The sequence below is a fragment of the Acidovorax sp. CF316 genome (genome assembly GCF_000276605.1).
Classification (GTDB): Bacteria; Pseudomonadota; Gammaproteobacteria; order Burkholderiales; family Burkholderiaceae_C; genus Acidovorax.
Genome location: NZ_AKJX01000017.1, coordinates 1 through 22,637, shown reverse-complemented (window position 1 = coordinate 22,637; position 22,637 = coordinate 1). Strand labels below are relative to the sequence as shown.

Here is a 22,637-nt window from a genome sequence, read left to right as displayed (position 1 = left end):
AGCGGTCTGCCGCCGGGCCGCTTGCCAGGGTGATCGCGTCGGGTTTCAGCCGTACAGCCGGCCCTGTGCCAGTGCTGCCAGGGCGTTCGCCAGGTTGGCGCGCGCCTGCGCCTCATGGCGATCGTGGAACCACTCGGTGCCGTAGATACGTGGCCGCTCCAGAAACCCCCGCAGCACCGCGCTGCGGCCCGCCACATAGCGCGGCCAGCGCACGAAGAAATACTCGCGCCGCACATTGCGCTCGAACTGGCGGTACACCGCGTCGCTCTGGCCCAGCACCGCCAGATCGATGTCCACCACCCACTGCGCATCGCCGCCGAGCGGGCCGGGGTTGTGGCGCGTGTCCAGGATGAACTGGTGCACCGCCTGTACCAGCGCGGGCGGCAGGCCCTGGGCGTTCAGAAAGCGGCTGGCCCAGTCGGCGCTGCGCTCTTCGTTCAGCCCGCCCCACGGGCGGTACACGGCGTCGTGGTACCACAGGGCCAGTGCCACGGCATGCGGCTGCTGCAGCGCGCCGGGCTCGGCGGCCTGCACTGCCTGCAGGTGGCGCAGGCAGGCCCACAGGTGCGTGGTGCCATGGTAGGCGCGTGGCCAGCGCGCCCAGGCCAGCACCAGGCGGCGGCCTTCGCTGCGCCAGGCGGGCCTGTCGTGGCCCAGGTCCCGGCCCAAGGCCTGCCAGTGCGCCAGCAATTCGGCGCAGTGGGCAGGCTGGCGGCGCCAGGGCATGGTGAATGAACTCAGGCGACCTTGCCCAACAGCAGGTACTCCATGAGTGCCTTTTGCGCGTGCATCCTGTTTTCTGCCTCGTCCCAGACCACCGATTGGGGCCCATCGATCACGTCCGCTTCCACTTCTTCTCCGCGGTGTGCAGGCAGGCAGTGCATGAACAGCGCATCGGGCCTGGCGACGGCCATCATTTCGGCATCCACGCGCCAGTCGGCAAAGGCCTTCTTGCGCGCTTCGTTCTCGGCCTCGTAGCCCATGCTGGTCCACACGTCGGTGGTCACCAGGTCGGCGCCCTTGCAGGCTTCGAGCGGGTCACTGAAGAACTGGTAGCTGCCGGCGGTGGCGCCGGCCAGCTTCTCGTCCACCTCGTAGCCGCGCGGTGTGCTCACATGCACCTTGAAGCCCAGCAGCGCCGCTGCCTGCAGCCAGGTGTTGGCCATGTTGTTGCCGTCGCCCACCCAGGCCACCGTCTTGCCCGCAATCGAGCCGCGGTGCTCGATGAAGGTGAAGATGTCGGCCAGGATCTGGCAGGGGTGGTACTCGTTGGTCAGGCCGTTGATCACCGGCACGCGCGAGTTGGCGGCAAAGCTCTCGATCTTGCTCTGCTCGTAGGTGCGGATCATCACCAGGTCCACCATGCGGCTGATGACCTTGGCGCTGTCCTCGATGGGCTCGGCGCGGCCGAGCTGGCTGTCGCCCGTGGTCAGGTGCACCACGCTGCCGCCCAACTGGTACATGCCGGCCTCGAAGCTCACGCGCGTTCGGGTGCTGGCCTTCTCGAAGATCATGGCCAGCGTGCGGTCCACCAGGGGGTGGTGCTTTTCGTAGGCCTTGAACTTCTTCTTGATGAGCGCGGCACGCTCGAACAGGTAGGTGTACTCGTCGGCGCTGAGATCGTTGAACTGCAGGTAATGTTTCATGGCATTGCGGCGCGCTCCGTGCGCGCCCAGGGTTTATTCGGCCAGCAAGGCTTTGACCAGCGGGACCAGCTTGGCGACGATCTCGTCGGCCTCGGCGGTGGACAGGATCAGCGCGGGCACCAGGCGGATCACCTTGTCGGCCGTCACGCTCAGCAGCAGGCCGGCTTCGGCCGCCTGGGCCACCAGCACGCCGCAGGGCTTGTCCAGTTCCACGCCCAGCATCAGGCCCTGGCCGCGCACTTCCTTGACCCCGGGCAGGCTGCCCAGTTCGCGCACGAGCGCGGCCTTCAGGTGCTCACCCACGGTGGCTGCATTGTGCAGCAGACCGTCCTCTTCCATGATGCGGATGGTTTCCACACCGGCGCGCATGGCCAGCGGGTTGCCGCCGAAGGTCGTGCCATGGTTGCCAGGCTGCAGCACATTGGCGGCCTTGGGGCCGGCCACGACAGCGCCGATCGGCACGCCCGAGCCCAGGCCCTTGGCCAGGGGCATCACGTCCGGCACGATGCCGGCCCACTGGTGGGCGAACCACTTGCCGGTGCGGCCCATGCCGCACTGCACCTCGTCGATCATCATCAGCCAGCCGCGCTCGTCGCACAGCGTGCGCAGCTGCTGCAGGTACTCCACGCGCATCGGGTTGATGCCGCCTTCGCCCTGGATGGTCTCGAAGAACACGGCCACCACGTTGGGGTTGCCCTCGGTGGCCTGCTTGATGGCCTCGATGTCGTTCAGCGGCACGCGCACGAAGCCTTCCACCAGCGGGCCGAAGCCGTTGTGGATCTTGGGGTTGCCGGTGGCCGACATGGTGGCGATGGAGCGGCCATGGAAGGCCTTCTCGTAGACCACGATCTCGGGCTTGGTGATGCCCTTGTCCACGCCGTACTTGCGCGCGATCTTCAGGGCCGCCTCGTTGGCCTCCAGGCCCGAGTTGCAGAAGAACACATTGGTCATGCCCGACAGCTCCACCAGCTTGGCGGCCAGGGCTTCCTGGCCGGGCACGTGGTAGTAGTTGGACGAATGGATGATCTGGCTGATCTGGTGCTGCAGCGCGGGCACCAGCTGCGGGTGGTTGTGGCCCAGGGTGTTCACGGCAATGCCGCCCAGGCCATCGAGGTATTCCTTGCCGTTCACGTCCCACACGCGGCAGCCCTGACCGCGGGCCAGCGCGATGGGCACGCGGCCATAGGTGTTCATCACGTGGGGCGAGGCGGCCTCAATGAAAGCGGTCATGCAGAAATCTCCTGGCGGTGCGGTGAAAAGTGGGTGGCCCGGTTGTCTGGCCCACCCGAAAAGCGAAGCACGATTCTAGGGGCCATGCGATGACCCGCTGTTGACGATTGCGCATCACTGCAATGCGCTCGGCCGGTGATGCCATGCCCTCCAGTCAGGTTTAGAGGGGTAGCTCTTATATAAGAGTTAGAATCCATGGTTGCAGTGCAGCATGCAGTGATCCTGTGGTTGCAGGCTGTCCATTACACTTCGACCCGATGGTTTCCCCCACCTCCAAAGAGATCTTCATCCAAGGCGTTACCCATGACGGGAAAACCTTCCGTCCCAGCGACTGGGCCGAGCGTCTGGCGGGGGTGATGAGCAGTTTTCGCCCGGGCGGAGCACGGCCGGGCAGCCACCTGAGCTACTCGCCCTGGTGCATCCCCACCACCTTCGATGGCGTGAAATGCGTGGTGGTGCACCGCGACCTGCGCGACCACGAGCCCATGGCCTGGGATTTCGTCGTCAATTTCGCGCGCGACAACAACCTGCAGGTGGTCGAGGCCTGCCTGGTGCCGGACGCCCCCATCCCCACCCCTCCCGCCGCCAAGACCTGAGGCGCCGGGCTTCTGTGCCCCCCTCGTGCATGCGAACCAAGCCCCCTCGGGGCTTTTTTTGTGCCTGGACGGTACTGGCCGCCCCGCATTCGGAGCCCGGAAACGAAAAAACCGCCCAGAGGGCGGTTTCTCGTTTTTTTTGCTGGCAGCGCACCCGTTACAAACGGCGAACGGCGCGGGCCGTTCGGGCTGTTTGCCTGAAGAGGGTCAGGCGGCCAGGGCCAGGGCTTTCACCTTGGCAGACAGACGGCTCTTGTCGCGAGCAGCCTTGTTCTTGTGGAAGATGCCCTTGTCGGCCACGGAGTCCACCACGGCTTGCATCTTGGCGAACAGTTCGGTCGCCTTGGTCTTGTCGCCGGTCAGAACAGCCTTTTCGACGTTCTTCACAGCGGTACGGTATTTGGAGCGCAGCGAGGTGTTCGCGGCGTTGAGTTTCGTGTCCTGACGGACGCGCTTGCGGCCCGACGCCAGGCGCGGGTTCTTCTTCTTGGGTTTAGCGGATGCCATTGTGTGTTTCCTTAAGGTCTGAGGATGATGCCAGCAAAGCCCGCGATTATAGCCCAGACGGCCAGCCAAGCCTAGAGAGCGGCACCTGGAGGGGCGCGGAAGGGCTTTTGGTAAGCGGGTGCAACGCCGGCAGCCGCTTCCCACGGGCCTTGCAAACTTCATCCTGCCCTCACGGGGCCTTTGCACACTGCCTCTTTTATCCCCCTTCGGAAGATCCCTTGGCACCTCCCCTGCCCACCCCCGCTGCGGCCGCCGTGCGCCCGCCAGCGCATACACTCCCGGCGGTGTCATTGCTCAAAGCCGCCTCCACCGTCTCCCTGCTGACCCTGGCCTCCCGCGTGACGGGCCTGGCGCGCGATCTCCTGATGGCCTCCTTCTTCGGGGCCAACGCCCTGACGGACGCCTTCAACGTCGCCTTCCGCATTCCCAACCTGTTTCGCCGCTTCTTTGCCGAGGGGGCGTTCAGCCAGGCCTTCATCCCGGTGCTGGCCACTTCCAAGGCCCAGCAGGGCGAGGACGCCACGCGCGTGCTCATCGCCAACGTGGCCACGGCCCTGGCCTGGGTGCTGCTGCTGACCTGCGTGCTCGGCGTGGTGGGGGCTCCGGTGCTGGTCTGGGCCCTGGCCAGCGGCATGCGCCAGAGCCCCGAGGCCTACGACGCCGCCGTGCTCATGACGCGCTGGATGTTCCCCTACATCGGCTTCATGTCGCTGGTGGCGCTGTCGGCCGGCGTGCTCAACACCTGGAAGCACTTCACCGTGCCGGCGGCCTCGCCCGTGCTGCTCAACCTGTCGATGATCGGCGCGGCGCTGCTGGGCGCCCCCCAGCTCGAGGCGCGCGGCATCGAGCCCATCTACTCCATGGCCGGCGGCGTGCTGCTGGGCGGGGTGCTGCAGCTGGCGGTGCAGATCCCGGTGCTGGCGCGCATGGGCCTGTTGCCGCGCATCGGCGTCAGCTGGCGCGCCATCCGCACGGCCTGGGCCGACCCGGGCGTGCGCAAGGTGCTGTCGCTCATGGGCCCCATCCTGCTGGGCGTGGGCGTGGCGCAGATCTCGCTGATGATCAACACCCAGATAGCGTCCTACCTGGCGCCGGGCAGCGTCACCTGGCTGTTCTATGCCGACCGGCTGATGGAGTTCCCGACCGCGCTGCTGGGCGTGGCCCTGGGCGTGGTGCTCACGCCCCAGCTCACGGCCGCCAAGGCCGCGGGCGATGCCGAGAAATACTCGGCCATGCTCGACTGGGGCCTGCGCATCGTGGTGCTGCTGGCCGTGCCCTGTGCAATGGCGCTGCTCACCTTCTCCAAGCCGCTGGTGGCCACGCTGTTCCACTACGGCAAGCTGGCCGACGGCGACGTGGGCCAGATCGCGATGGCCCTGTCGGGCTACGGCGCGGGCCTGCTGGGCCTGGTGGCCATCAAGGTGCTGGCCCCGGGCTACTACGCCAGCCAGGACGTGCGCACGCCGGTGAAGATCGCCATCTCGGTGCTGGTCATCACGCAGTTGCTCAACATCGCGCTCGTGCCCTGGATCGCGCACGCCGGCCTGGCCCTGTCCATCGGCCTGGGTGCCTTGATCAATGCGCTGTGGCTGCTGATCGGCCTGCTGCGCCGCGGCAGCTACCAGCCGCAACCGGGCTGGTGGCGTTTTGCACTGCAGGTGGTGGCCGCCAGCGCGCTGCTGACGCTGCTGCTGGTGTGGTCGTCGCAGCATTTCGACTGGGTCGCCATGCGCAGTGCCAAATGGCAGCGCATCGGTTTGCTGGCACTGCTGATGGGGGCCTCGGCCGCGCTGTATTTCGGCGCCCTGTGGGCGGCGGGCCTCAAGCTGCGCAAGATGCTGCGGCGCTGAACCGGCAGACCGGTGGCGAAGCGAAATAACCCTCTACCGCGTGACTTTTGCAGCTTGACGCGGCGGGGGCAGAACCTTACAACCTTGCCATGCCACTGAGCCTGACCGTACCGACCTCGCTGGAGTACTTTGCATCGCTGGTGCAAAGCGATGACCATTTCCCCCTGCTGGAGGCTGCCGCAAGCCTGGCGCAGGACGAGTACCCCGAATTCGACGTGCAATTGCTGCTGGGCGACATGGACCAGCTGCAGGCGCGCATCAAGCGCCGCCTGCCGGCCGATGCGCCCGCGCTGCAGCGCCTGCGCACGCTCAACCAGTTCTTCTTTGCCGACATGGGGTTCGGCGGCAACGTCAACAACTACTACGACCCCGAGAACAGCTACCTCAATGCCGTGCTGCGCACGCGCCGGGGCATTCCCATCAGCCTGGCCGTGCTGTGGATGGAGCTGGCCCAGGGCCTGGGCCTGCATGCGCGCGGCATCGCCTTCCCGGGGCATTTCATGGTCAAGGTGCTGCTGCCCAAGGGGCAGGTGGTGCTGGACCCGATCACCGGCCAGTCCCTGAGCCGCGAGGAGCTGGGCGAGCGGCTCGAACCCTACAAGCGCCGCAACGGCCTCATCGACGACTACGACGTGCCGCTGGGCCTGTACCTGCAGGCGGCCACGCCGCGCGACATCATCGCGCGCATGCTGCGCAACCTCAAGGAGGTGCACCGCACCCAGCAGGACTGGCAGCGCCTGATCGCGGTGCTCGACCGCCTGATCGTGCTGCAGCCCGAGGCCTGGGGCGAGTGGCGCGATCGCGGGCTCGCGCACGCCGAGCGCGGCAACCTGACCGAGGCCATCTTCGACCTGGAAACCTACCTCCAGCATGTGGAGGATGGCCTGGACATCGACCACGTCACGGAACGGCTCGGCGCCCTGCGCAGCGCGAACGAATAGGCGCGAACCGTTTTTCGCGCCGGGCTGGCTGTCGGCCTCAGCCCTGCAGCCGGGCCAGTTCGGCGCGCAGCGCCTCGTTCTCGGCGGTCAGCTCGGCCACGCGCAGGCGCAGGGCCTGCAGTTCGCCGCTGGCCGCAGCCGATTCCTGCGCGGGGGCTTCGTCCGCGGCTTCCTTGTCCTCGCGCGGTTTGCGCTGCTTGGCATCGCGCACGCGCTTGGCGGCCTGCTTGAGCTCGTCCTTGCCGCCCTTGGCCGCAGCCACCTGCTCCTCGGCCGGGAGGGTGGCCACGGTGGCGGCCGTGGCCAGCGAGATGGTGCCGGACTTGACGGCTGCCACCAGTTCGGGTGCTGCCTGCTTCTGGATCTTTTCGATGGCCACCACCTGGCTGCTGCTCAGGCGCGCTGCGCGGGCAATCGCCTCGCGGCTGCTCAGGCTCTCGGAGGGCACGTCCGCCTCGGGAGCGGGCGGCGGGGGCGCGGCTACCGGGCCATCGGAAGACCAGGGCAGGTCGGCCTCGTCCACCGGCTCGGACGGGATGGCGGCGGCGCGGCTGCGGCGCGCGGCCACGATCTCGCGCTTGCGCAGGGCCAGCACGCCGCGCTGGAAGTCCGAGACGCTGCGGCGGCCCAGGTGCTGGTCGATCATCCACAGGTGCACGTCTTCCATGCTCTGGAAATGCGTGTTCTGCACCGTCTGGAAAGGCAGGCCGTGCTTCTGGCAGATGCCGTAGCGGTTGTGGCCATCCACCAGCACATCGCCCCAGAGCACCAGGGCATCACGGCAGCCCTCGGCCAGCAGGCTGCGTTCCAGGGCGTCGTGCTCGTCGCGGGTCAGGGGATCGATGTAGGCTTTGAGTTCTTCGTTGACGACGATGTTCATGGTGGCGCGAAATCCGGGGAGCAGGGCAAGGGGCGGGATTGTAATGGGCCGCCCTGCGGCAGCTCCTACTGGTCCCGGGGTCCGCGCAGGGCGATCCAGGCCGCCACCGGCATGAACACCACCAGCAGGCCGACGATGATCCAGAAGCCGTGCGGGCTGTCGGCCAGCGGCACGCCACCCACGTTCATGCCCAGCAGGCCGGTCAGGATGTTGATGGGCAGCGCCAGCACCGTCACCACGGTCAGCACAAACAGGCTGCGGCTGTTGGCCTCCTGCACGTTGGCGGCGACCTCTTCCTGCAGCAGCTTGATGCGCTCCTGCAGGCCCTGCATGTCGCGCAGCACCACCGAGAACTCCTCGGTCGAATCGCGCAGCTCCTGCGCATCCTCGGCGCCCATCCAGGCCGGCGGGTTCTGCAGCAGGCGGAACAGGGCCGCGGGCTCGGGTGCCAGCAGGCGCTGCAGGCGCACCAGCAGCCGGCGCAGCACGCCCAGGCGGGCGCGCTTGTGGTCCAGCCGGCTGGCGAGCAGCTCGTCCTCGATGCGGTCGATGCGCTGCGTGACGCCGCGCACGATGTCCACCAGGCCCCCGGCCTGGGTGCGCATGAGCTGTTCGAGCAGGGCCACGCTGGAGCGTGGCGAATGCCCATTGCGCACGGCGGTGCGCAGCGCGTCCACCGAGCGCAGCGGGTGGGCCCGGGCCGTCACCACCAGCTGGGGCGCCACGCTGATCCACAGCGTGGCGATGTCGAAGGGCTCGAAGGCGAAATCGAAATGCGCGTCGTTGAGCACGGCGATCAGCGTGTCGTCGTCGCGCTCGATACGGGTGGAGTGCGAGCCGTCCTTGAGCGCCTCGAAAAAGGCGTCGGGCAGCCCGGCATGGCGCTCCATCCAGCGCACCGCCTGGGTGTGGCTGAGGTTGAAATGCAGCCAGACGAAGGGCAGGGCCTCGCCGTCCCCGGCCGGGATGGCGGGCGGCTGGCCGAGCGACTGCAGCCACTGCGCGGCCTCCACCGAGTCGATGGCCTGTGGCGCACCCAGGGTGCCCATGCGGTAGCCGCAGATCAGGCCTGCGGCATCGCCCCCATAGTTCTGTCCTGCGGTACTGGCGGCGGGTGCATTCATGGAAAGCGGGAAAAGGAGCGGAAAAGTCGCCACGGTGGCGGGACGTGCCAGCACATGGCTGCCGATATTGCTGTTACCGCATGACAGCGGTGTGACACTTCATGTGGGTGTCATGCATTTGTCACCGGGCGGGCGCATCATGGGAAACCCCTTATCTGCCCCTCCGACGCCATGTTCCAGAACGCCCCCATCGATGCACAGGACCTGATGCAGCGCATCGCCAACGACCTGATCGACAGCTACGACGAAGAGCTGGAGCTGGAGATCGAGGACCGCAACGTGGACGATGTCGGTGACCTGGTGCCGACCGACAGGCATGCGCGCCAGCTGTATTTCAAGGAGCTGTTCCGCCTGCAGGGCGAGCTCGTGAAGCTGCAGGACTGGGTGCAGCACAGCCGCCAGAAGGTGGTGATCCTGTTCGAGGGCCGCGACGCGGCCGGCAAGGGCGGCGTCATCAAGCGCATCACCCAGCGCCTGAACCCGCGCGTGGCCCGCGTGGCGGCACTGCCCGCACCCAACGACCGCGAACGCACGCAGTGGTACTTTCAGCGCTATGTGGCGCACCTGCCGGCTGCCGGCGAGATGGTGCTGTTCGACCGCAGTTGGTACAACCGTGCCGGCGTCGAGCGCGTCATGGGCTTTTGCACCGACGACGAGTACGAGGAGTTCTTTCGCACCGTGCCCGAGTTCGAGAAGATGCTCGTGCGCTCGGGCATCACGCTGGTGAAGTACTGGTTCTCCATCACCGACGAAGAGCAGCACCTGCGCTTCCTGGGTCGCATCCACGACCCGCTCAAGCAATGGAAGCTCAGCCCCATGGACCTGGAAAGCCGCATCCGCTGGGAGGCCTACACCAAGGCCAAGGAAACCATGCTCGAGCGCACCCACATCCCCGAGGCCCCGTGGTGGGTGGTGCAGGCCGTGGACAAGAAGAAGGCGCGCCTGAACTGCATCTCGCACCTGTTGTCGCAGTTTCCCTATGAAGATGTACCCCATCCCCCTGTGGTGCTTCCCGAGCGCGTGCGCAACCCCGAATACCTGCGGCAGCCGGTTCCCGCCAACATGTATGTCCCTGATTCGTACTGAGGCCGCGCCGGGCAGGTGTGCGGCGAGGCCGGTCAGGTGTTCCTCAGCAACTCGATGGTGGAGATCACATCCTTCACCTTGAAGGGCTTGAGCAGCACGCGGCGCACGCGCAGCGCCTTCATCTGCTCTGCGGTGGTGGCGTCCACCTCCGAGGTGGTCACGGCCACCGGCACGGACGAGGCCACGGCCAACTGCGAGGCGCGCACGCTTTCCAGCAACTGCACGGCCTCCTGCCGTTCTTCCAGCGACACGATGACGCCTGCAAAATCCCGCTGCGCCAGCTGTTGCTGCGCGGTGCGCACGCTCGCCACCTGCCGCACTTCGGGCAGCGACAACTGCCGAGCGGTGGAAACGATGATGCTGCCGGTCAGCATGCTGGGCTCCACCAGCAGGATGCCCTTCGCTGCGCCGCTCATGGATTCCGATCCTCGTTGTCAGGCGCTGGCTCGGCATGGCGCCGCATGAGCTCCTCCACCGCCAGGTCGCGCAGCGAAGCCAGGATGGCCAAGTCCACCCGGTCCAGGTCACGCGGCTGCTGGTCGATGATGCACAGGGTGCCGATGCTCTCGCCGCTGGGCAGCTTGAGCGGGGCGCCGGCGTAGAACTGGATGCCCGGCCCGCCGGTCACCAGCGGGTTGTCGGCAAAGCGCTGGTCTTTCGCGGCGTCGGGCACGACCATGGTCTCGTCCTTGAGGATGGCATGGGCGCAGAACGAGATGTCGCGTGCCGTTTCAGGAGCATCCAGCCCTACCTTCGCCTTGAACCACTGGCGCTCGGCGTCGATCAGCGAGATCAGCGCGATGGGCATGTCGAATTCCTGCGCGGCGAAGGCCACGATGCGGTCGAACCGCTCCTCGGGCGGCGTGTCCAGGATCAGCAGTTGGCGCAGGGCCTGCAGGCGCTCGTTTTCGTTGGCAGGGGTGGGCGGCTCTTGCATGTCGATCAGGCATTCCAAACGCACGGAATGCCATTATGTTCCGCGATAGCGCAAGCCTGCGGTCAGTGGCGGGTCACGACCTCCCGTGCCGGTGTGCCGGGACGGCCGAACTGGTGCCAGGCGCGGCGCAGCTGCGTGTCCGAGCTGAAGCCTGCCAGCGCCGCGGCCTGCGTCACGTTGTGGCCCGATTGCAGGGCCGCCTCGGCAGCGGCCAGGCGGATGCGGCGCAGGTATTCCAGCGGCGCGATGCCCGCATGCTCCAAAAACAGCCGGTTCAGGTGCCGCGGCGAGGTGTGCGCCACCTCGGCCATGGCGGTCACGTTCCAGGGCGCCTGGGGCTGCTGGCCCACGGCGTCCTGCACGCGGTGCAGGGCCCCGTGCAGGTGGTTGCGGTGGTGCAGGAAGGGCGAGAGCTCCGGGTCCTGCGGGCCACGGCGCAGGGCCACCACCATGGTCTGGGCCACCTGGGCGGCAATCGCCGGGCCGCAGGCGTCGGCAATGCGGTAGAGCATCAGGTCGATGCCGGTGGTCACGCCCGCACTGCTGTGCAGGGCGCCGTCGTGCACGAACACGCGGTTGGCCACCACGTCGCAATGCGGGTCCACCTCGGCCAGCTCGCCCAGGTGCTGGTGGTGGGTGGTGGCGCGCCGGCCGGCCAGCAGGCCCGCGTGCGCGGCCAGCACGGCACCCGCGCAGATGGTGACCAGCTCCAGCCGGCCCGTGGCCAGGCGCATGCCGCGCAGCCAGTGCAGCAGGTCGCGGGCCTCGCTGTTGTCCACCGCGATGGACTTGCCCGGCAGTCCCACCAGCACCACCCAGGCCGGCTGGGGCAGGGGGCAGGGCAGGGGTTCCAGCCCCGTCAGCATGGCCCCCACCGAGGTCACCGCCTGCGGCGTGGGGGCCGTGAAATGCTGCACGAAGCGTTCGGGCTGGCCCTGGGCGCGCAGCAGCTGGTTGGCGATGCGCAGCGCCTCGGCCGGGCCGGCCCAGTCCAGCACCAGGCTGCCGGGCAGCAGTGCGAAGTAGACGTGGATCGGGGCGTGCGGTGTCAGGGGCTGGGGTTCCATGGCGTGTCCATCTGGCGGGCGGTGCGCTCGGAAAGCGCCCGGCCCGCCAGGCGCGTGACCAGGTGCAGGGACATGTCGATGCCGGCACTGATTCCGGCCGATGTGACCAATGCCCCGCGGTCCACCCAGCGCACATTCTCCTGCACGTCGAGCGCCGGGAACTGCGTGCGCAGGTCGGCAATGTCCTCCCAGTGCGTGGTGGCCGGCCCCTCGGTCAGCACGCCGGCCGCTGCCAGGATGAAGGCGCCGGTGCAGACCGAAGCCGTGATCTGTGCACCGGCGGCGGCCCGGGCCACCCAGGCGCGCGTCTCGGTACAGGCGGCGGCTGCATCGACCACTCCGCCCGGCACGATCAGTAGGTCGGGGGCGGCGGCCGTGGCGAAGTCGGCATCGGGCAGCACGCGCAGGCCGGCGCGCGCCTGCACGGGCTGCAGGCTGCGCGCCACGCACTGCACGGCAAAGGGCGTGGGCGCGCCGGGCTGCAGGCGCTGCTGCATGCGGCAGGCCGTGGTGAAGACTTCGTAGGGGCCGCCCAGGTCCAGGGCTTCGACATCGTCGAACACCAGGATGGAGACTTGCAGGGGGCGTTGGTCAGGGGATACGGTGGTCATGGGTGGGGCAGTGGCGGTCAAAGGGAAAGAAGGGGGCTCAGCGCCGCGGCGCTGTCGGGGCGAAGACATAGCGCGGGTAGGTGCTGCGGGCGGCTGCGGCCAGCGCCGGGTCCACGTCCACCGTGCAGAAGGGCTGGTCCGCGCTGGTGCGGGCGAGCAGGGCACCGTCGGGGCTGATCGCCCAGCCGGCACCGCCGTAGGTGCCGGCGGCGTGGTCGACCCGGTTCGACGAGAGGCTGTAGGCGCCGGTGCGCACCGCGGCCACGGTGCCCATGGCCAGCCACTTGGCGGTGGTCGCCGCGGCGGTGGCGCGCGGCGAGAGGATGGCCTCCACGCCCAGGGCCGCATAGCGGGCATAGGTTTCAAGCGCCCAGAGCTCGGTGCAGATGCTCAGCCCAAAGCCCAGGGGGCCGGCCGTGAAGCGCGCAAACTCGGCATCGCCACGCTCGAACCAGGTGGCCTCCCAGCCGCCGGGCTCCTCGGGCAGATGGAACTTGCGCCGCAGCGGCTGGTAACCGGCCTCGTCCGACCAGGCAAAGCCTTCGTTGTAGTGCCGCCCATCCACGGTGACCGGGCGGGCGCCCACCACCCGGGCGGCGCCCAGTTCGTGCAGCCGGACCGTCCAGGCATCGCTCAGCGCGACGGCGGCGGCCCAGCGCGCGGGTTCGAACGGCGTGGATTCCCACACCGGTTCCACGAACGCGAATTCGGGCAGCAGCACGAGTTCGGAACGCTCACTGCGCACATGGTCGGCCAGGGCCTCCCAGGCTGCCTCGAGCAGGGTGGGCTGGCAGGGCAGCTCGCAGACGGTGGCGCGCATGTCGGTCTCCCGGCTCAGCCCGCGGCCGCGGCGGCCGCCAGGGCCTCGTCCACCGTGCGCAGCGTGGCGAAGCGGCCTGCCAGCACGGTGGCGGTGCGGGCCTTGATGTCGGCAGCGGGCAGGGTGCGGCCATCGGGCTGCACCATGTCCCAGGTCAACGTGGCATCCACGACATAGTCCACCTCCCAGCCCAGGTCCGAGGCATGGCGCGTGGTGGTCTCGCAGCACTGTTCTGTGCGGATGCCGCTCACGATGAGGCGCTGGATGCCATGGCGCGTGAGCCAGACATCCAGGCCCGTGCCCACCAGCGCGCTGTGGCGCGACTTGGTGAAGGTGGCCGCCGCGTCGAAGGCGGCCAGCCCGTCGAGCGCCCGCACATGGCCGGATTCGATGGCGAAGGCATTGCTGGCATCGGCCGGGCCTTCACTGTGGAACACGCGCACCACGGGGATGCCCTGCGCAACGCAGCCCTCGATCAGCGCGTTCTGCGCCGCCAGGTAGGCTGGCAGATCGTCCGCCGTGAAATAGGGGCGCTGGCGGAAGGATTCCTGCACATCAATCACAATCAGACAGTTTTTCATGGGAGTGGCCTTCGGCTTCGGGTTGCAATCCACGTATCTTCCGCCTGAAAAATCGTACCGTCCCAACAGGCCTGGACATCTATCGATCAATTTCCGCCATGACTTAGGGGTGAGCGGCGATGGTGGAGGTCGTCCATCTGCCAAATACCCCGGTTTTCAGGTCGAGTGGCTTCAAGGCAAAGGCCTGCTTGCTATTGATTGGATAGCGTCAGGCGGGTGAAGCCATAAGCTGCTATGGTGTATAGGGTTTTCCCTATATATGGATAGCACCCGCACATCTGCCCATGGCCCGCCGCTCTCGCCTCTTCTCGCTGTCCGCGCTCACCCGCGCCTACCAGCGCAACCTCAAGGCCTTCGAGAAGGCGGCCAAGCCCATGCGCAAGCAGGCCGCCAAGGCCCTCAGGGCCGTGCCCAGGCTGGCCACGGCGGCCCAGCCCATGCCGCGCTTGCGCACGGTGGCACCCCGGCCGCGCAAGCCCCGGCCGGTGGCGGGCGAGTGGCTGGCCGGCATTGCGCCCGGGCCTGCCGGTGCGCGGCGCTTTCACCTCTACATTCCCCCCGGCCTGGCACTCGGCAAGGGTGAGACCCTACCACTGCTGGTCATGCTGCACGGCTGTGGCCAGACCGGGCGCGACCTGGCGCTCAGTTCGCGCATGAACCGGCTGGCGGCGCGCAAGCGCTTTCTGGTGCTCTACCCCGAGCAGGAGCGGCTGGCCAATGCCCATGGCTGCTGGAACTGGTTCGAACGCCGCAATGGCAAGGCCGACGCCGAGGCCGCCACCCTGCTGGCGGCCGTGGACCAGGTGGCGCGCCGCCATCCGGTGGACCTGGACCGCGTGGCGGTGGCGGGCCTGTCGGCCGGCGCCAGCATGGCGGCCCTGCTGGGCGCCACCTACCCGGAGCGCTTTTGCGCCGTGGCCATGCACTCGGGCGTGGCCCCCGGCACGGCCGAATCGGCTGCCACGGCCATGGCCGCCATGCACGGCAAGCGCGAGGCGCACCTGCCCGATCCGCCGGGTGCCAGCGCCCTGGTGCCGGGCCTGCGCATCGACGGCACACCCTTGCCGCGGCTGCCGCCCCTGATGATCCTGCACGGCGATGCGGACAACGTCGTGTCCTCGCGCAATGCCGCGGCCACGGCTGCGCTCTGGGCCGAGTCGCTGGGCGCGCGCGAGGGCATGGCGCGCACGCTGCAGCGCGGCAAGCGCCATGCCATGCGGGTGACGGAATACCGGGCGCGTTCGCGCAGCGTGGTGGTGGTGCGCGAAATCCTCGGCCTGGGCCACGCCTGGAGCGGTGGCACGGCCGATCTACCCTACAGCGATCCGGCGGGGCCGGATGCCTCGGCCCTGGTCTGGGCCTTTGTTTCGCGCCAGTTCATGCAAAAGTGAGCGATTGCTCACACCAGGCGCGCTGCAACCAGTTCCTTCTTCAGGTAGGCGTAGAACAGCGGGGCCGCTACCAACCCGGCGGGGCCGAATACTGCCTCGGCCACGAACATCACGCTGAGCAATTCCCACACGCCCATGTGCGTGCGCCGGCCCACGACCTTGGCGTTGATCACGTACTCGGCCTTGTGGATCAGGATCAAAAAGCCCAGGCAGGCCGCGGCCGCCAGCGGCGACACCGACAGGCCCACGATGGTGATCACCGCATTGCACAGCAGGTTGCCGACGATGGGCACCAGACCGGCCACGAAGGTCAGTGTGATCAGCACCGGGGTGTAGGGCAGCTCCAGCTTCCAGATGGGCAGCACGAACAGCAGGAACAGCGCCGTGAGCAGGGTGTTGAAGCTGGCGATCCAGAACTGCGCCGCGACGATCTGGCGGAAGGCCTCGCCCAGCAGGGTGATGCGCTGCTGCAGGGCGATGGCCAGGGGCCCGCGCGGCGGGGCCGGCGGCCGCACGGCCGCGAGCGCGCCGATCAGCAGGCCCACATAGGCAAACAGCAGCCCGGCCAGCCAGGCGCGCCCGGCCATGGCCAGGGCGCCGGCCTTGGCCCCCAGGTAGCTGGCGATGATGCGCTGGATCTCCGCCGCGCCCTCGGGCAGGTGGCTGGCCATGTCGGCCGGCAGCTTCAGGCGCAGCTCCAGCACCGTGCGCGCCATGTAGTCGAGCAGTTCGCGGTACTGCTGGGGCGCCTCCACCAGGTAGCCGCGTGAATGGGTGACACCGATGGCCAGCAGCACCAGGGGCGAGAGCATCACCACGGCTGCGGCGGCCAGTTCGGCCATGCGCGGCAGCACCGTGGCCTGCGGCGCCCCGCGGCGCTGGGCCAGTCGCGCCAGCCAGCGCGCCAGCGCCCGGGTGGCCAGGAAGCCCAGGCACACGCACAGCAGGCCAGGCAGCAGGTTGCGCCACATCACCAGCAGCAGCGCGCCGGCCATCAGCAGGTAGCTGGCCAGGGCCACGCCGCGGGGCAGCGGGCCGAAAGGGAGCGGACGGTCTGCCCCGGACAGGGTGGCCGGCACGGCAGGCGTGTCGGGCAGGGGTGCGGGCACGATGTCGGTGCCCGCTTCAGGCGGTTCCAGCGGTGGCTGCGCCATGGCGCTGGGCCGTCTCAGGCAACGACCACGGCGGCGCCGTCACCACGCGGTGCGATGGCACCGATGGTGTAGACCTTCTCGCCGGCAGCGGCCAGCGTGGCGGCCGTGGCGGCGGCGTTGGCGGCATCCACCACCACCACCATGCCGATGCCGTTGTTGAAGGTGCGGTTCATCTCGATGTCGTCGATGCCCGCGGTCTTCTGCAGCCAGGCGAACAGCTCGGTCTGGGGCCAGCTGCCCTTTTGCAGGTGCGCGGCCGTGCCTTCGGGCAGCACGCGCGGGATGTTCTCGAGCAGGCCGCCGCCAGTGATGTGGGCCAGCGCCTTGATGGGGTGGGCGGCCAGCGCGGCCAGCACGTTCTTCACGTACAGGCGCGTGGGCTCCATGATGGCCTGCTTGAAAGGCTTGCCGTCCAGCGTGGCAGGGGTGTCGGCGCCGGCGCGCTCGATGCACTTGCGCACCAGGCTGAAGCCGTTGGAATGGACGCCGTGGCTGGCCAGGCCCAGTACCACGTCCCCGGGCTGCACGTTCTGGCCCGTGAGGATCTTCGATTTTTCGACCGCGCCCACGGCAAAGCCGGCCAGGTCGTATTCGCCGGCGGGGTACATGCCGGGCATCTCGGCGGTTTCGCCGCCGATCAGCGCACAGCCGCTCAGTTCGCAGCCCCGGGCGATGCCGCCGACCACGGCGGCTGCCGTGTCCACGTCGAGCTTGCCGCAGGCGAAGTAGTCGAGGAAGAACAGCGGCTCTGCGCCCTGTACCAGAACGTCGTTGACGCTCATGGCCACCAGGTCGATGCCCACGGTATCGTGCATGTTCCACTCGAAGGCCAGCTTGAGCTTGGTGCCCACGCCGTCGGTGCCGGAGACCAGCACGGGTTCCTTGTAGCGCTTGGGTACTTCGAACAGCGCGCCGAAGCCGCCGATGCCGGCCAGCACACCTTCGCGCATGGTCTTCTTGGCCAGGGGCTTGATGCGTTCGACCAGCGCGTCGCCTGCGTCGATGTCAACGCCGGCGTCTTTGTAGGAAAGGGGAGTGGGGGTCGCGGAAGAGCTCATGGAGGGTGTGGGCTGGTAGGCCCGCAGGGCGGGCTGGAATCCGGGGATTTTAAGGGGCATCGCCGCGCCGGTCGCTCAGCCCTGCCCGGCCGGGGGCTTTGGCGCACGTGCGGCCCGGCGCGCCTGCAGCAGCACGCCGGCCAGCGCCAGGGCGGCAAACAGCATTCCGGCGGCAAACGTGGCGCCCGGACCCCACCGGTCCCACAGCAGGCCCGCCAGCACGCTGGCCACCAGCAGTGCCCCGCCGCTGACCAGGTTGAACATGCCAAAGGCCGTGCCGCGCAGGTCGGCCGGGGCGGTGGCGGCCACCATGGTGGCCAGCAACCCCTGGGTCATGGCCATGTGCAGCCCCCACAGGGCAATGCCCAGCCAGGCCAGCACGCCGTGGCCGCGCCAGGCCAGCAGGGCGTCGGCGGCGATCAGCACCACCAGCCCCCAGGCCAGCAGCGTGGTGTGGCTCATCCGGTCGGACAGCCGGCCCAGTGGATAGGCACCGAGCGCGAACACCAGGTTCATGAGCACCAGCACCAGGGGCGTCCACGCCAGCGGCAGTCCGTCCTGCTGCAGGCGAAGGAGCAGGAAGGCCTCGCTGAAGCGGGCCAGGGTGAACACGGCGCCCAGCGCCACCACCCACCAGTAGCGTGGCTCCAGGCGGCGCAGGCTCTCGCGGCGAATCGGGTTGGTGCGGGGCGTGCCCGCGGGGCGCTCGGGCTCCCGCACGCCGACCAGCAACAGCAGCACGCACAGCACGGCAGGCAGCACGGCCACCCAGAACACGGCGCGAAAATCGTTGGCCCAGAGCAACATCAGCCCCATGGCGATCAGCGGGCCCAGAAAGGCCCCTACCGTGTCGAGCGACTGGCGCAGGCCGAAGGCGGCGCCCTGCATGCCGGGCGGCGCGAGGTCGGCCACCAGGGCGTCGCGCGGTGCGCCGCGAATCCCCTTGCCGACGCGGTCCAGCAGCCGGGCCGCCACCACCCAACCCACGGTGGAGGCCAGGGCAAACAGCGGTTTCGCGAGGGCACCCAGCCCGTAGCCGAGCACTGCCAGGGGCTTGCGGCGCCCCCACCAGTCGCTCAGCGCCCCCGAAAACACCTTGAGGACCAGTGCCGTGGCCTCGGCAACCCCTTCGATGATGCCCACGGTGAGCATGCTCACCCCGAGTGCCGCGACCAGGAAGACGGGCAGCAGGCTGTGGATCATTTCGGAGGAAATGTCCATGAGCAGGCTCACGAATCCCAGGGCCCAGATGCTGGCGGGAAGGCGTCGGGGGCGGGGCGGAAGGTCGGCCATGGGGGGCTTGGTGGATGGCAATGGAGGTGCGCCGCGTGGCGACGCCGACAGGAGACTAAAATCGGCCATATTGTCGCTGCCGGGATCTTTCGCCGAAGGACCCCCGGGGCAACGCATCGGCCTTGTGCCGCTACCTCCGCCGCGTTCCGCCGCAGTCACCTACGGCCGGACACTTTCAATGCCACCTGTGATGCCGCTGCTGATCCTTTCCCTGCCCGCCGCTCTTGCACCCACCGCCACGGGTTGGCCCCTGCCGCCCGGGTGCCGCGCATGAAGCAACTGGCGCTCGACATCGGCCTGGCCACGGGGCCTACGCTTTCCCGCTTCTTCGCCGGCCCGAACGAGGCTGCCCTGCAACACCTGCGCCTGGCCGCCGGCGTGGGCAGCAGCAACCCGGCCAGCCGCTCGCCCGTGCCCACCTATATCTGGGGCGAATCGGGCAGCGGCAAGTCGCACCTGCTCAATGCCGTGCGCCAGACGCTGCGCGAGCAGGGCGACGCCGTGGGCTGGCTCGACCCCTCCGTGGGCGAGCCACCCGAGTTCGACGAGGCCTGGTCCGCCGTGCTCATGGACGACGTGCACCTGTACAGCACCGCCCAGCAGGCCATGGCCTTCAACTGGTTCGTCAACGCCATCAGCCCGGCCAGCGGCAGCCAGCGCTGGGTCCTGGCCGCAGGCGACCTGCCTCCGGCCGACCTGCCGCTGCGCGACGACCTGCGCAGCCGCCTGGGCTGGGGCCATGTGTTCCAGCTGCAACTGCTGGGCGAGCCCGAGCGCCGCGCCGTGCTGCGCCAGGAGGCCGACGCGCGCGGTGTGTTCCTGAGCGACGATGTCATGGACTACATGCTCAACCGCTTCTCGCGCGACCTGGGCAGCCTCATGCAGCTGCTCGACCAGCTCGATGCCTACGCCCTGCGCGCCCAGCGCGCCATCACCATCCCGCTGCTCAAGGCGATGCTCGAGTCCGAATGAGCACGCACAGCCACCTGCCGGCGCCGGCCGGCACCTGACCGAATGACCACCCCCGATTCCCCGGCCACCCGCCACCGGCTCGCGCTGTTCGACCTGGACCACACGCTGCTGCCGCTCGACTCCGACTACGAATGGGGTGAGTTCACCATCCGCATCGGCTGGAACGATCCCGTCGAGTTCGCGCGCCGCAACGGCGAGTTCTATGCCCACTACCAGGCCGGCACCCTCGACGTGCACGACTATGTGCGCTTTGCCACCGAGGCCGTGCGCCTGCGTGGCCCCGAGGCGGCAGCCGCCGCGCACGAGCAGTTCATGCGCGAGGTCATCACCCCGGCGATCAAACCCCAGGCCCTGGCCCTGGTGCAGCAGCACCTCGCCGCCGGGGACGAGGTGCTGATCGTCACCGCCACCAACGAGTTCGTCACCACGCCGATCGCCCAGGCGCTCGGCGTGCAGCAGCTGCTGGCCGTGCAGCTGGTGCGCGGTGCGAACGGCTGGTACACCGGCGAGATCGACGGCGTTCCCACCATGCGCGAGGGCAAGGTCACGCGCATGGAGCAGTGGCTGGCCGAGCGCCGGCTCACCTGGGGCGATGTTGAAAGCACGTTCTACAGTGACTCGATGAACGACGTGCCCCTGCTCGAAAAGGTCGACCACCCCGTCGCCACCAACCCCGACCCGCGCCTGCGGGCGCTGGCCCAGGAGCGCGGCTGGCGCATACTGGACCTGTTTACTGCACACCCATGATCAAGAAGTTCATCGACAAACTGCTGGGCAAATCGACGCCCGGCACCTCGGGCGGCAAGCCGCATTTCGGCAAGCGCGAAGAGGTGCCTGCCACCGTGCACGGCATCAACCCCGAGCTGGTGGACCGCCGGGCCGCCGAGGTCGTGGCCACGCTCAAGCAGGCCGGCTACGAGGCCTACATCGTGGGCGGCGCGGTGCGCGACCTGCTGCTGGGCCTGCGCCCCAAGGACTTCGACGTGGCCACCAATGCCACGCCCGAGCAGGTCAAGGGGCTGTTCCGCCGCGCCTTCATCATCGGCAAGCGTTTTCGCATCGTGCACGTGGTGCACGGCCGCGGCCGCGAGCACGAGGTGATCGAGGTCTCGACCTTCCGTGCCTACCTGGACAACGCCGCGGCCGGCCAGGTCGCGGGCAACGAGAAGACCAGCAAGCAGCAGCTGTCGGGCATGCAGCATGCCGTGGACGCCAGCGGCCGCGTGCTGCGCGACAACGTCTGGGGCCCGCAGGACGAGGACGCCACGCGCCGTGACTTCACCGTCAACGCCATGTACTACGACCCGGTCAGCCAGGTCGTGGTGGATTACCACAAGGGCATCCAGGACGCCAAGAAGAAGACGCTGCGCATGATCGGCGACCCGGCCACGCGCTACCGCGAAGACCCGGTGCGCATCATCCGCGCCGTGCGCTTCGCGGCCAAGCTCAGCGCGCTGGGCTTCACCATCGAGGCCAAGACGGCCGCGCCGCTGGTGCAGTCGCAGACCCTGCTGGCCGACGTGCCGCAAAGCCGCATGTTCGACGAGATGCTCAAGCTGCTGCAGACCGGCCATGCCATCGCCACCATCGCCCAGCTCAAGAAGCTCGGCATGGCCAAGGGCATCTACCCGCTGCTGGACGTGGCGGTGGAGCGTGCCGACACCCCGTTCGTGAGCGCCGCCCTGGCCGACACCGACCGCCGCGTGGGCGAGGGCAAGCCCGTCGCACCGAGTTTCCTGCTCGCCTGCGTGCTGTGGGAAGACGTGCGCAACGGCTGGGATGCACGCATGACCAACCAGCGCCAGCATGCCCTGCCCGCGTTGCAGGAGGCCATCGACGAGGTGTTCGACAAGCGCATCGGCGACGTCTCGGGCCGCGGCAAGCTGGCGGCCGACATGCGCGAGATCTGGGTCATGCAGCCGCGCTTCGAAAAGCGCGTGGGCAGCACGCCGTTCGGCATGGTCATGCAGCCGCGCTTCCGTGCCGGCTTCGACTTCCTGCGCCTGCGCGCCGACGTGGGCGAGATCGGCGAAGCTCTGGCCGAATGGTGGCAGGATTTCCAGGCCGCCGACGATGACCGCCGCGAAGACCTGATGGACCAGGCCCGTGAAGAGCAGAAGGCGCGCCAGCGCGTGGGCCAGCCCACGGCGCGCCGGGTGAAGGCGGCGCCCACGGGCGAAGGCCAGGCGACTCAAGCACCGAAGCCGCGTGCACCGCGTGCGGCCTCCGCTGACGGCGGGCAGGACGAGGGGGACGACTTCGGGCCGGACCACGGCGGCGATGCCGTGCCACCCGATGGCAGCGCCCCCAAGAAGCGCCGCCGCCGTCGCCGCAAGCCCACAGGCGGTGGTGGCGGTGAAGGCTCTGCCGCGCCTGCGGCCCAGTGAGCGCGCACGCCGGCATGGCTGTCGCGGCCTTTATCGGCCTGGGCGCCAACCTCGGTGACCGGGGCGCCGCGCTGCAGCAGGCGCTGGCCTCCCTGGCCGCCCTGCCGCAGACGCAGGTGCGCCAGGTCTCCTCGCTGTACCGCAGCGCGCCCGTGGATGCCGATGGCCCCGACTACCTGAACGCCGTGGCCGAACTGGCCACCGGGCTGTCGCCCACGGCCCTGCTGCAGGCCCTGCAGGCCATCGAGGCGGCCGCGGGCCGCGAGCGCCTGTACCGCAATGCGCCGCGCACGCTGGACCTGGACATCCTGCTCTACGGCGACGAGTCCATCGCCACCCCCACCCTCGCCGTGCCGCACCCGCGCATGGGCGAGCGCGCCTTCGTGCTGCTGCCCCTGTCCGAGATCGCGCCCGTGCGCGTCACGCCGGGCCAGCTGGCGGCCGTTGCCGACCAGCGCATCGAGCGCACAGACACCCTGCTCTGGCCAGTGGCAGGCGCCAGCCGC

Annotated in this window: 24 protein-coding genes; 9 read left to right on the top strand and 15 right to left on the bottom strand. The window is 68.9% G+C overall.

Going from position 1 to position 22,637, the window contains the following annotated elements; translation table 11 throughout:
* Positions 1-45 precede the first annotated feature (45 nt).
* The 3 genes from PMI14_RS02260 to PMI14_RS02250 are packed head-to-tail and all read right to left on the bottom strand — an operon-like array spanning position 46 to position 2,876.
* Positions 46-726, bottom strand: a complete 681-nt coding sequence (locus PMI14_RS02260) for a hypothetical protein (RefSeq protein ID WP_007848990.1) — start codon at positions 724-726, stop codon at positions 46-48.
* A gap of 11 nt (positions 727-737) precedes the next feature.
* Positions 738-1,646 carry an ornithine carbamoyltransferase gene (gene argF, locus PMI14_RS02255; protein WP_007848987.1) on the bottom strand — a complete coding sequence of 303 codons (909 nt, stop codon included), beginning with the start codon at positions 1,644-1,646 and terminating at the stop codon, positions 738-740.
* A gap of 33 nt (positions 1,647-1,679) precedes the next feature.
* Positions 1,680-2,876 carry an aspartate aminotransferase family protein gene (locus tag PMI14_RS02250; protein WP_007848986.1) on the bottom strand — a complete coding sequence of 399 codons (1,197 nt, stop codon included), beginning with the start codon at positions 2,874-2,876 and terminating at the stop codon, positions 1,680-1,682.
* A gap of 257 nt (positions 2,877-3,133) precedes the next feature.
* Between PMI14_RS02250 and PMI14_RS02245 the strand changes: the two genes are divergently transcribed.
* The gene (locus PMI14_RS02245) at positions 3,134-3,472 is read left to right on the top strand and encodes a DUF3579 domain-containing protein (RefSeq protein ID WP_007848984.1); all 339 of its coding nucleotides are present in this window, start codon (positions 3,134-3,136) and stop codon (positions 3,470-3,472) included.
* A gap of 207 nt (positions 3,473-3,679) precedes the next feature.
* Here the strand turns inward: PMI14_RS02245 and rpsT are convergent, their stop codons facing one another.
* Positions 3,680-3,979, bottom strand: a complete 300-nt coding sequence (gene rpsT, locus PMI14_RS02240; protein WP_007848982.1) for a 30S ribosomal protein S20 — start codon at positions 3,977-3,979, stop codon at positions 3,680-3,682.
* Positions 3,980-4,263: 284 nt separating this feature from the next.
* Between rpsT and murJ the strand changes: the two genes are divergently transcribed.
* Entirely contained in the window at positions 4,264-5,829 is a 1,566-nt protein-coding gene (gene murJ, locus PMI14_RS02235) for a murein biosynthesis integral membrane protein MurJ (RefSeq protein WP_035202058.1), read from the top strand.
* Positions 5,830-5,918: 89 nt separating this feature from the next.
* Entirely contained in the window at positions 5,919-6,770 is an 852-nt protein-coding gene (locus PMI14_RS02230) for a SirB1 family protein (protein ID WP_007848975.1), read from the top strand.
* Between the two features lie 37 nt (positions 6,771-6,807).
* Here the strand turns inward: PMI14_RS02230 and PMI14_RS02225 are convergent, their stop codons facing one another.
* Both PMI14_RS02225 and PMI14_RS02220 read right to left on the bottom strand, forming a co-directional pair.
* Positions 6,808-7,650, bottom strand: a complete 843-nt coding sequence (locus PMI14_RS02225; RefSeq protein WP_007848971.1) for a hypothetical protein — start codon at positions 7,648-7,650, stop codon at positions 6,808-6,810.
* A gap of 65 nt (positions 7,651-7,715) precedes the next feature.
* Complete coding sequence (locus tag PMI14_RS02220; RefSeq protein WP_007848970.1) at positions 7,716-8,774, bottom strand: transporter; 1,059 nt, start codon at positions 8,772-8,774, stop codon at positions 7,716-7,718.
* 171 nt (positions 8,775-8,945) lie between these two features.
* Between PMI14_RS02220 and ppk2 the strand changes: the two genes are divergently transcribed.
* On the top strand, positions 8,946-9,860 hold the full coding sequence (gene ppk2, locus PMI14_RS02215) for a polyphosphate kinase 2 (RefSeq protein WP_007848967.1): 915 nt from the start codon (positions 8,946-8,948) through the stop codon (positions 9,858-9,860).
* A 32-nt stretch (positions 9,861-9,892) separates the two neighbouring features.
* Here ppk2 and PMI14_RS02210 read toward each other — a convergent pair whose 3' ends face one another.
* From PMI14_RS02210 to PMI14_RS02185, 6 genes are all read right to left on the bottom strand, one after another.
* The gene (locus tag PMI14_RS02210) at positions 9,893-10,276 is read right to left on the bottom strand and encodes a hypothetical protein (RefSeq protein ID WP_007848966.1); all 384 of its coding nucleotides are present in this window, start codon (positions 10,274-10,276) and stop codon (positions 9,893-9,895) included.
* Complete coding sequence (locus PMI14_RS02205) at positions 10,273-10,797, bottom strand: GAF domain-containing protein (protein WP_007848964.1); 525 nt, start codon at positions 10,795-10,797, stop codon at positions 10,273-10,275. The genes PMI14_RS02210 and PMI14_RS02205 overlap by 4 nt, the downstream gene beginning before the upstream one ends.
* A gap of 62 nt (positions 10,798-10,859) precedes the next feature.
* Positions 10,860-11,864 (bottom strand): GlxA family transcriptional regulator, encoded by a 1,005-nt coding sequence (locus tag PMI14_RS02200; RefSeq protein WP_007848963.1) that lies wholly within the window; start codon positions 11,862-11,864, stop codon positions 10,860-10,862.
* A complete protein-coding gene (locus PMI14_RS02195) occupies positions 11,846-12,475 on the bottom strand; it encodes a DJ-1/PfpI family protein (protein ID WP_007848961.1) in 630 nt (209 codons plus the stop codon). The genes PMI14_RS02200 and PMI14_RS02195 overlap by 19 nt, the downstream gene beginning before the upstream one ends.
* Positions 12,476-12,512: 37 nt before the next feature.
* A complete protein-coding gene (locus PMI14_RS02190; RefSeq protein ID WP_007848960.1) occupies positions 12,513-13,295 on the bottom strand; it encodes a carbon-nitrogen hydrolase family protein in 783 nt (260 codons plus the stop codon).
* A 14-nt stretch (positions 13,296-13,309) separates the two neighbouring features.
* Positions 13,310-13,876, bottom strand: a complete 567-nt coding sequence (locus PMI14_RS02185; protein ID WP_007848957.1) for a cysteine hydrolase family protein — start codon at positions 13,874-13,876, stop codon at positions 13,310-13,312.
* 284 nt (positions 13,877-14,160) lie between these two features.
* Between PMI14_RS02185 and PMI14_RS02180 the strand changes: the two genes are divergently transcribed.
* Positions 14,161-15,267 carry a PHB depolymerase family esterase gene (locus tag PMI14_RS02180; protein ID WP_007848954.1) on the top strand — a complete coding sequence of 369 codons (1,107 nt, stop codon included), beginning with the start codon at positions 14,161-14,163 and terminating at the stop codon, positions 15,265-15,267.
* Positions 15,268-15,275: 8 nt separating this feature from the next.
* Here PMI14_RS02180 and PMI14_RS02175 read toward each other — a convergent pair whose 3' ends face one another.
* The 3 genes from PMI14_RS02175 to PMI14_RS02165 form a co-directional block, all read right to left on the bottom strand.
* Positions 15,276-16,421, bottom strand: coding sequence for an AI-2E family transporter (locus tag PMI14_RS02175; RefSeq protein ID WP_007848952.1), 1,146 nt, complete (start codon positions 16,419-16,421; stop codon positions 15,276-15,278).
* A 14-nt stretch (positions 16,422-16,435) separates the two neighbouring features.
* A complete protein-coding gene (gene purM / locus PMI14_RS02170) occupies positions 16,436-17,479 on the bottom strand; it encodes a phosphoribosylformylglycinamidine cyclo-ligase (protein ID WP_035202055.1) in 1,044 nt (347 codons plus the stop codon).
* 75 nt (positions 17,480-17,554) lie between these two features.
* The gene (locus tag PMI14_RS02165) at positions 17,555-18,772 is read right to left on the bottom strand and encodes an MFS transporter (RefSeq protein WP_007848947.1); all 1,218 of its coding nucleotides are present in this window, start codon (positions 18,770-18,772) and stop codon (positions 17,555-17,557) included.
* 270 nt (positions 18,773-19,042) lie between these two features.
* On the opposite strand from PMI14_RS02165, the gene hda reads away from it, so the two are divergent.
* The 4 genes from hda to folK all read left to right on the top strand — a co-directional run.
* On the top strand, positions 19,043-19,744 hold the full coding sequence (hda, locus tag PMI14_RS02160) for a DnaA regulatory inactivator Hda (RefSeq protein ID WP_007848944.1): 702 nt from the start codon (positions 19,043-19,045) through the stop codon (positions 19,742-19,744).
* A 42-nt stretch (positions 19,745-19,786) separates the two neighbouring features.
* On the top strand, positions 19,787-20,491 hold the full coding sequence (locus PMI14_RS02155) for an HAD family phosphatase (protein ID WP_007848942.1): 705 nt from the start codon (positions 19,787-19,789) through the stop codon (positions 20,489-20,491).
* On the top strand, positions 20,488-22,131 hold the full coding sequence (pcnB, locus tag PMI14_RS02150) for a polynucleotide adenylyltransferase PcnB (RefSeq protein ID WP_007848941.1): 1,644 nt from the start codon (positions 20,488-20,490) through the stop codon (positions 22,129-22,131). The genes PMI14_RS02155 and pcnB overlap by 4 nt, the downstream gene beginning before the upstream one ends.
* Before the next feature lie 14 nt (positions 22,132-22,145).
* The coding region (gene folK, locus PMI14_RS02145; RefSeq protein ID WP_007848940.1) for a 2-amino-4-hydroxy-6-hydroxymethyldihydropteridine diphosphokinase at positions 22,146-22,637 on the top strand (492 nt) is incomplete at its 3' end.

Bases quoted from the DNA above. Each gene is read 5' to 3' on its own strand.
- PMI14_RS02260 (WP_007848990.1), bottom strand. From the start codon at position 726: ATGCCCTGGCGCCGCCAGCCTGCCCACTGCGCCGAATTGCTGGCGCAC.
- PMI14_RS02185 (WP_007848957.1), bottom strand. From the start codon at position 13,876: ATGAAAAACTGTCTGATTGTGATTGATGTGCAGGAATCCTTCCGCCAG.
- PMI14_RS02200 (WP_007848963.1), bottom strand. From the start codon at position 11,864: ATGGAACCCCAGCCCCTGACACCGCACGCCCCGATCCACGTCTACTTC.
- PMI14_RS02195 (WP_007848961.1), bottom strand. From the start codon at position 12,475: ATGACCACCGTATCCCCTGACCAACGCCCCCTGCAAGTCTCCATCCTG.
- PMI14_RS02190 (WP_007848960.1), bottom strand. From the start codon at position 13,295: ATGCGCGCCACCGTCTGCGAGCTGCCCTGCCAGCCCACCCTGCTCGAG.
- PMI14_RS02175 (WP_007848952.1), bottom strand. From the start codon at position 16,421: ATGGCGCAGCCACCGCTGGAACCGCCTGAAGCGGGCACCGACATCGTG.
- PMI14_RS02155 (WP_007848942.1), top strand. From the start codon at position 19,787: ATGACCACCCCCGATTCCCCGGCCACCCGCCACCGGCTCGCGCTGTTC.
- hda (WP_007848944.1), top strand. From the start codon at position 19,043: ATGAAGCAACTGGCGCTCGACATCGGCCTGGCCACGGGGCCTACGCTT.
- PMI14_RS02205 (WP_007848964.1), bottom strand. From the start codon at position 10,797: ATGCAAGAGCCGCCCACCCCTGCCAACGAAAACGAGCGCCTGCAGGCC.
- purM (WP_035202055.1), bottom strand. From the start codon at position 17,479: ATGAGCTCTTCCGCGACCCCCACTCCCCTTTCCTACAAAGACGCCGGC.
- rpsT (WP_007848982.1), bottom strand. From the start codon at position 3,979: ATGGCATCCGCTAAACCCAAGAAGAAGAACCCGCGCCTGGCGTCGGGC.
- PMI14_RS02250 (WP_007848986.1), bottom strand. From the start codon at position 2,876: ATGACCGCTTTCATTGAGGCCGCCTCGCCCCACGTGATGAACACCTAT.
- PMI14_RS02230 (WP_007848975.1), top strand. From the start codon at position 5,919: ATGCCACTGAGCCTGACCGTACCGACCTCGCTGGAGTACTTTGCATCG.
- PMI14_RS02180 (WP_007848954.1), top strand. From the start codon at position 14,161: ATGGCCCGCCGCTCTCGCCTCTTCTCGCTGTCCGCGCTCACCCGCGCC.
- PMI14_RS02165 (WP_007848947.1), bottom strand. From the start codon at position 18,772: ATGGCCGACCTTCCGCCCCGCCCCCGACGCCTTCCCGCCAGCATCTGG.
- argF (WP_007848987.1), bottom strand. From the start codon at position 1,646: ATGAAACATTACCTGCAGTTCAACGATCTCAGCGCCGACGAGTACACC.
- ppk2 (WP_007848967.1), top strand. From the start codon at position 8,946: ATGTTCCAGAACGCCCCCATCGATGCACAGGACCTGATGCAGCGCATC.
- PMI14_RS02225 (WP_007848971.1), bottom strand. From the start codon at position 7,650: ATGAACATCGTCGTCAACGAAGAACTCAAAGCCTACATCGATCCCCTG.
- PMI14_RS02245 (WP_007848984.1), top strand. From the start codon at position 3,134: ATGGTTTCCCCCACCTCCAAAGAGATCTTCATCCAAGGCGTTACCCAT.
- pcnB (WP_007848941.1), top strand. From the start codon at position 20,488: ATGATCAAGAAGTTCATCGACAAACTGCTGGGCAAATCGACGCCCGGC.
- PMI14_RS02210 (WP_007848966.1), bottom strand. From the start codon at position 10,276: ATGAGCGGCGCAGCGAAGGGCATCCTGCTGGTGGAGCCCAGCATGCTG.
- PMI14_RS02220 (WP_007848970.1), bottom strand. From the start codon at position 8,774: ATGAATGCACCCGCCGCCAGTACCGCAGGACAGAACTATGGGGGCGAT.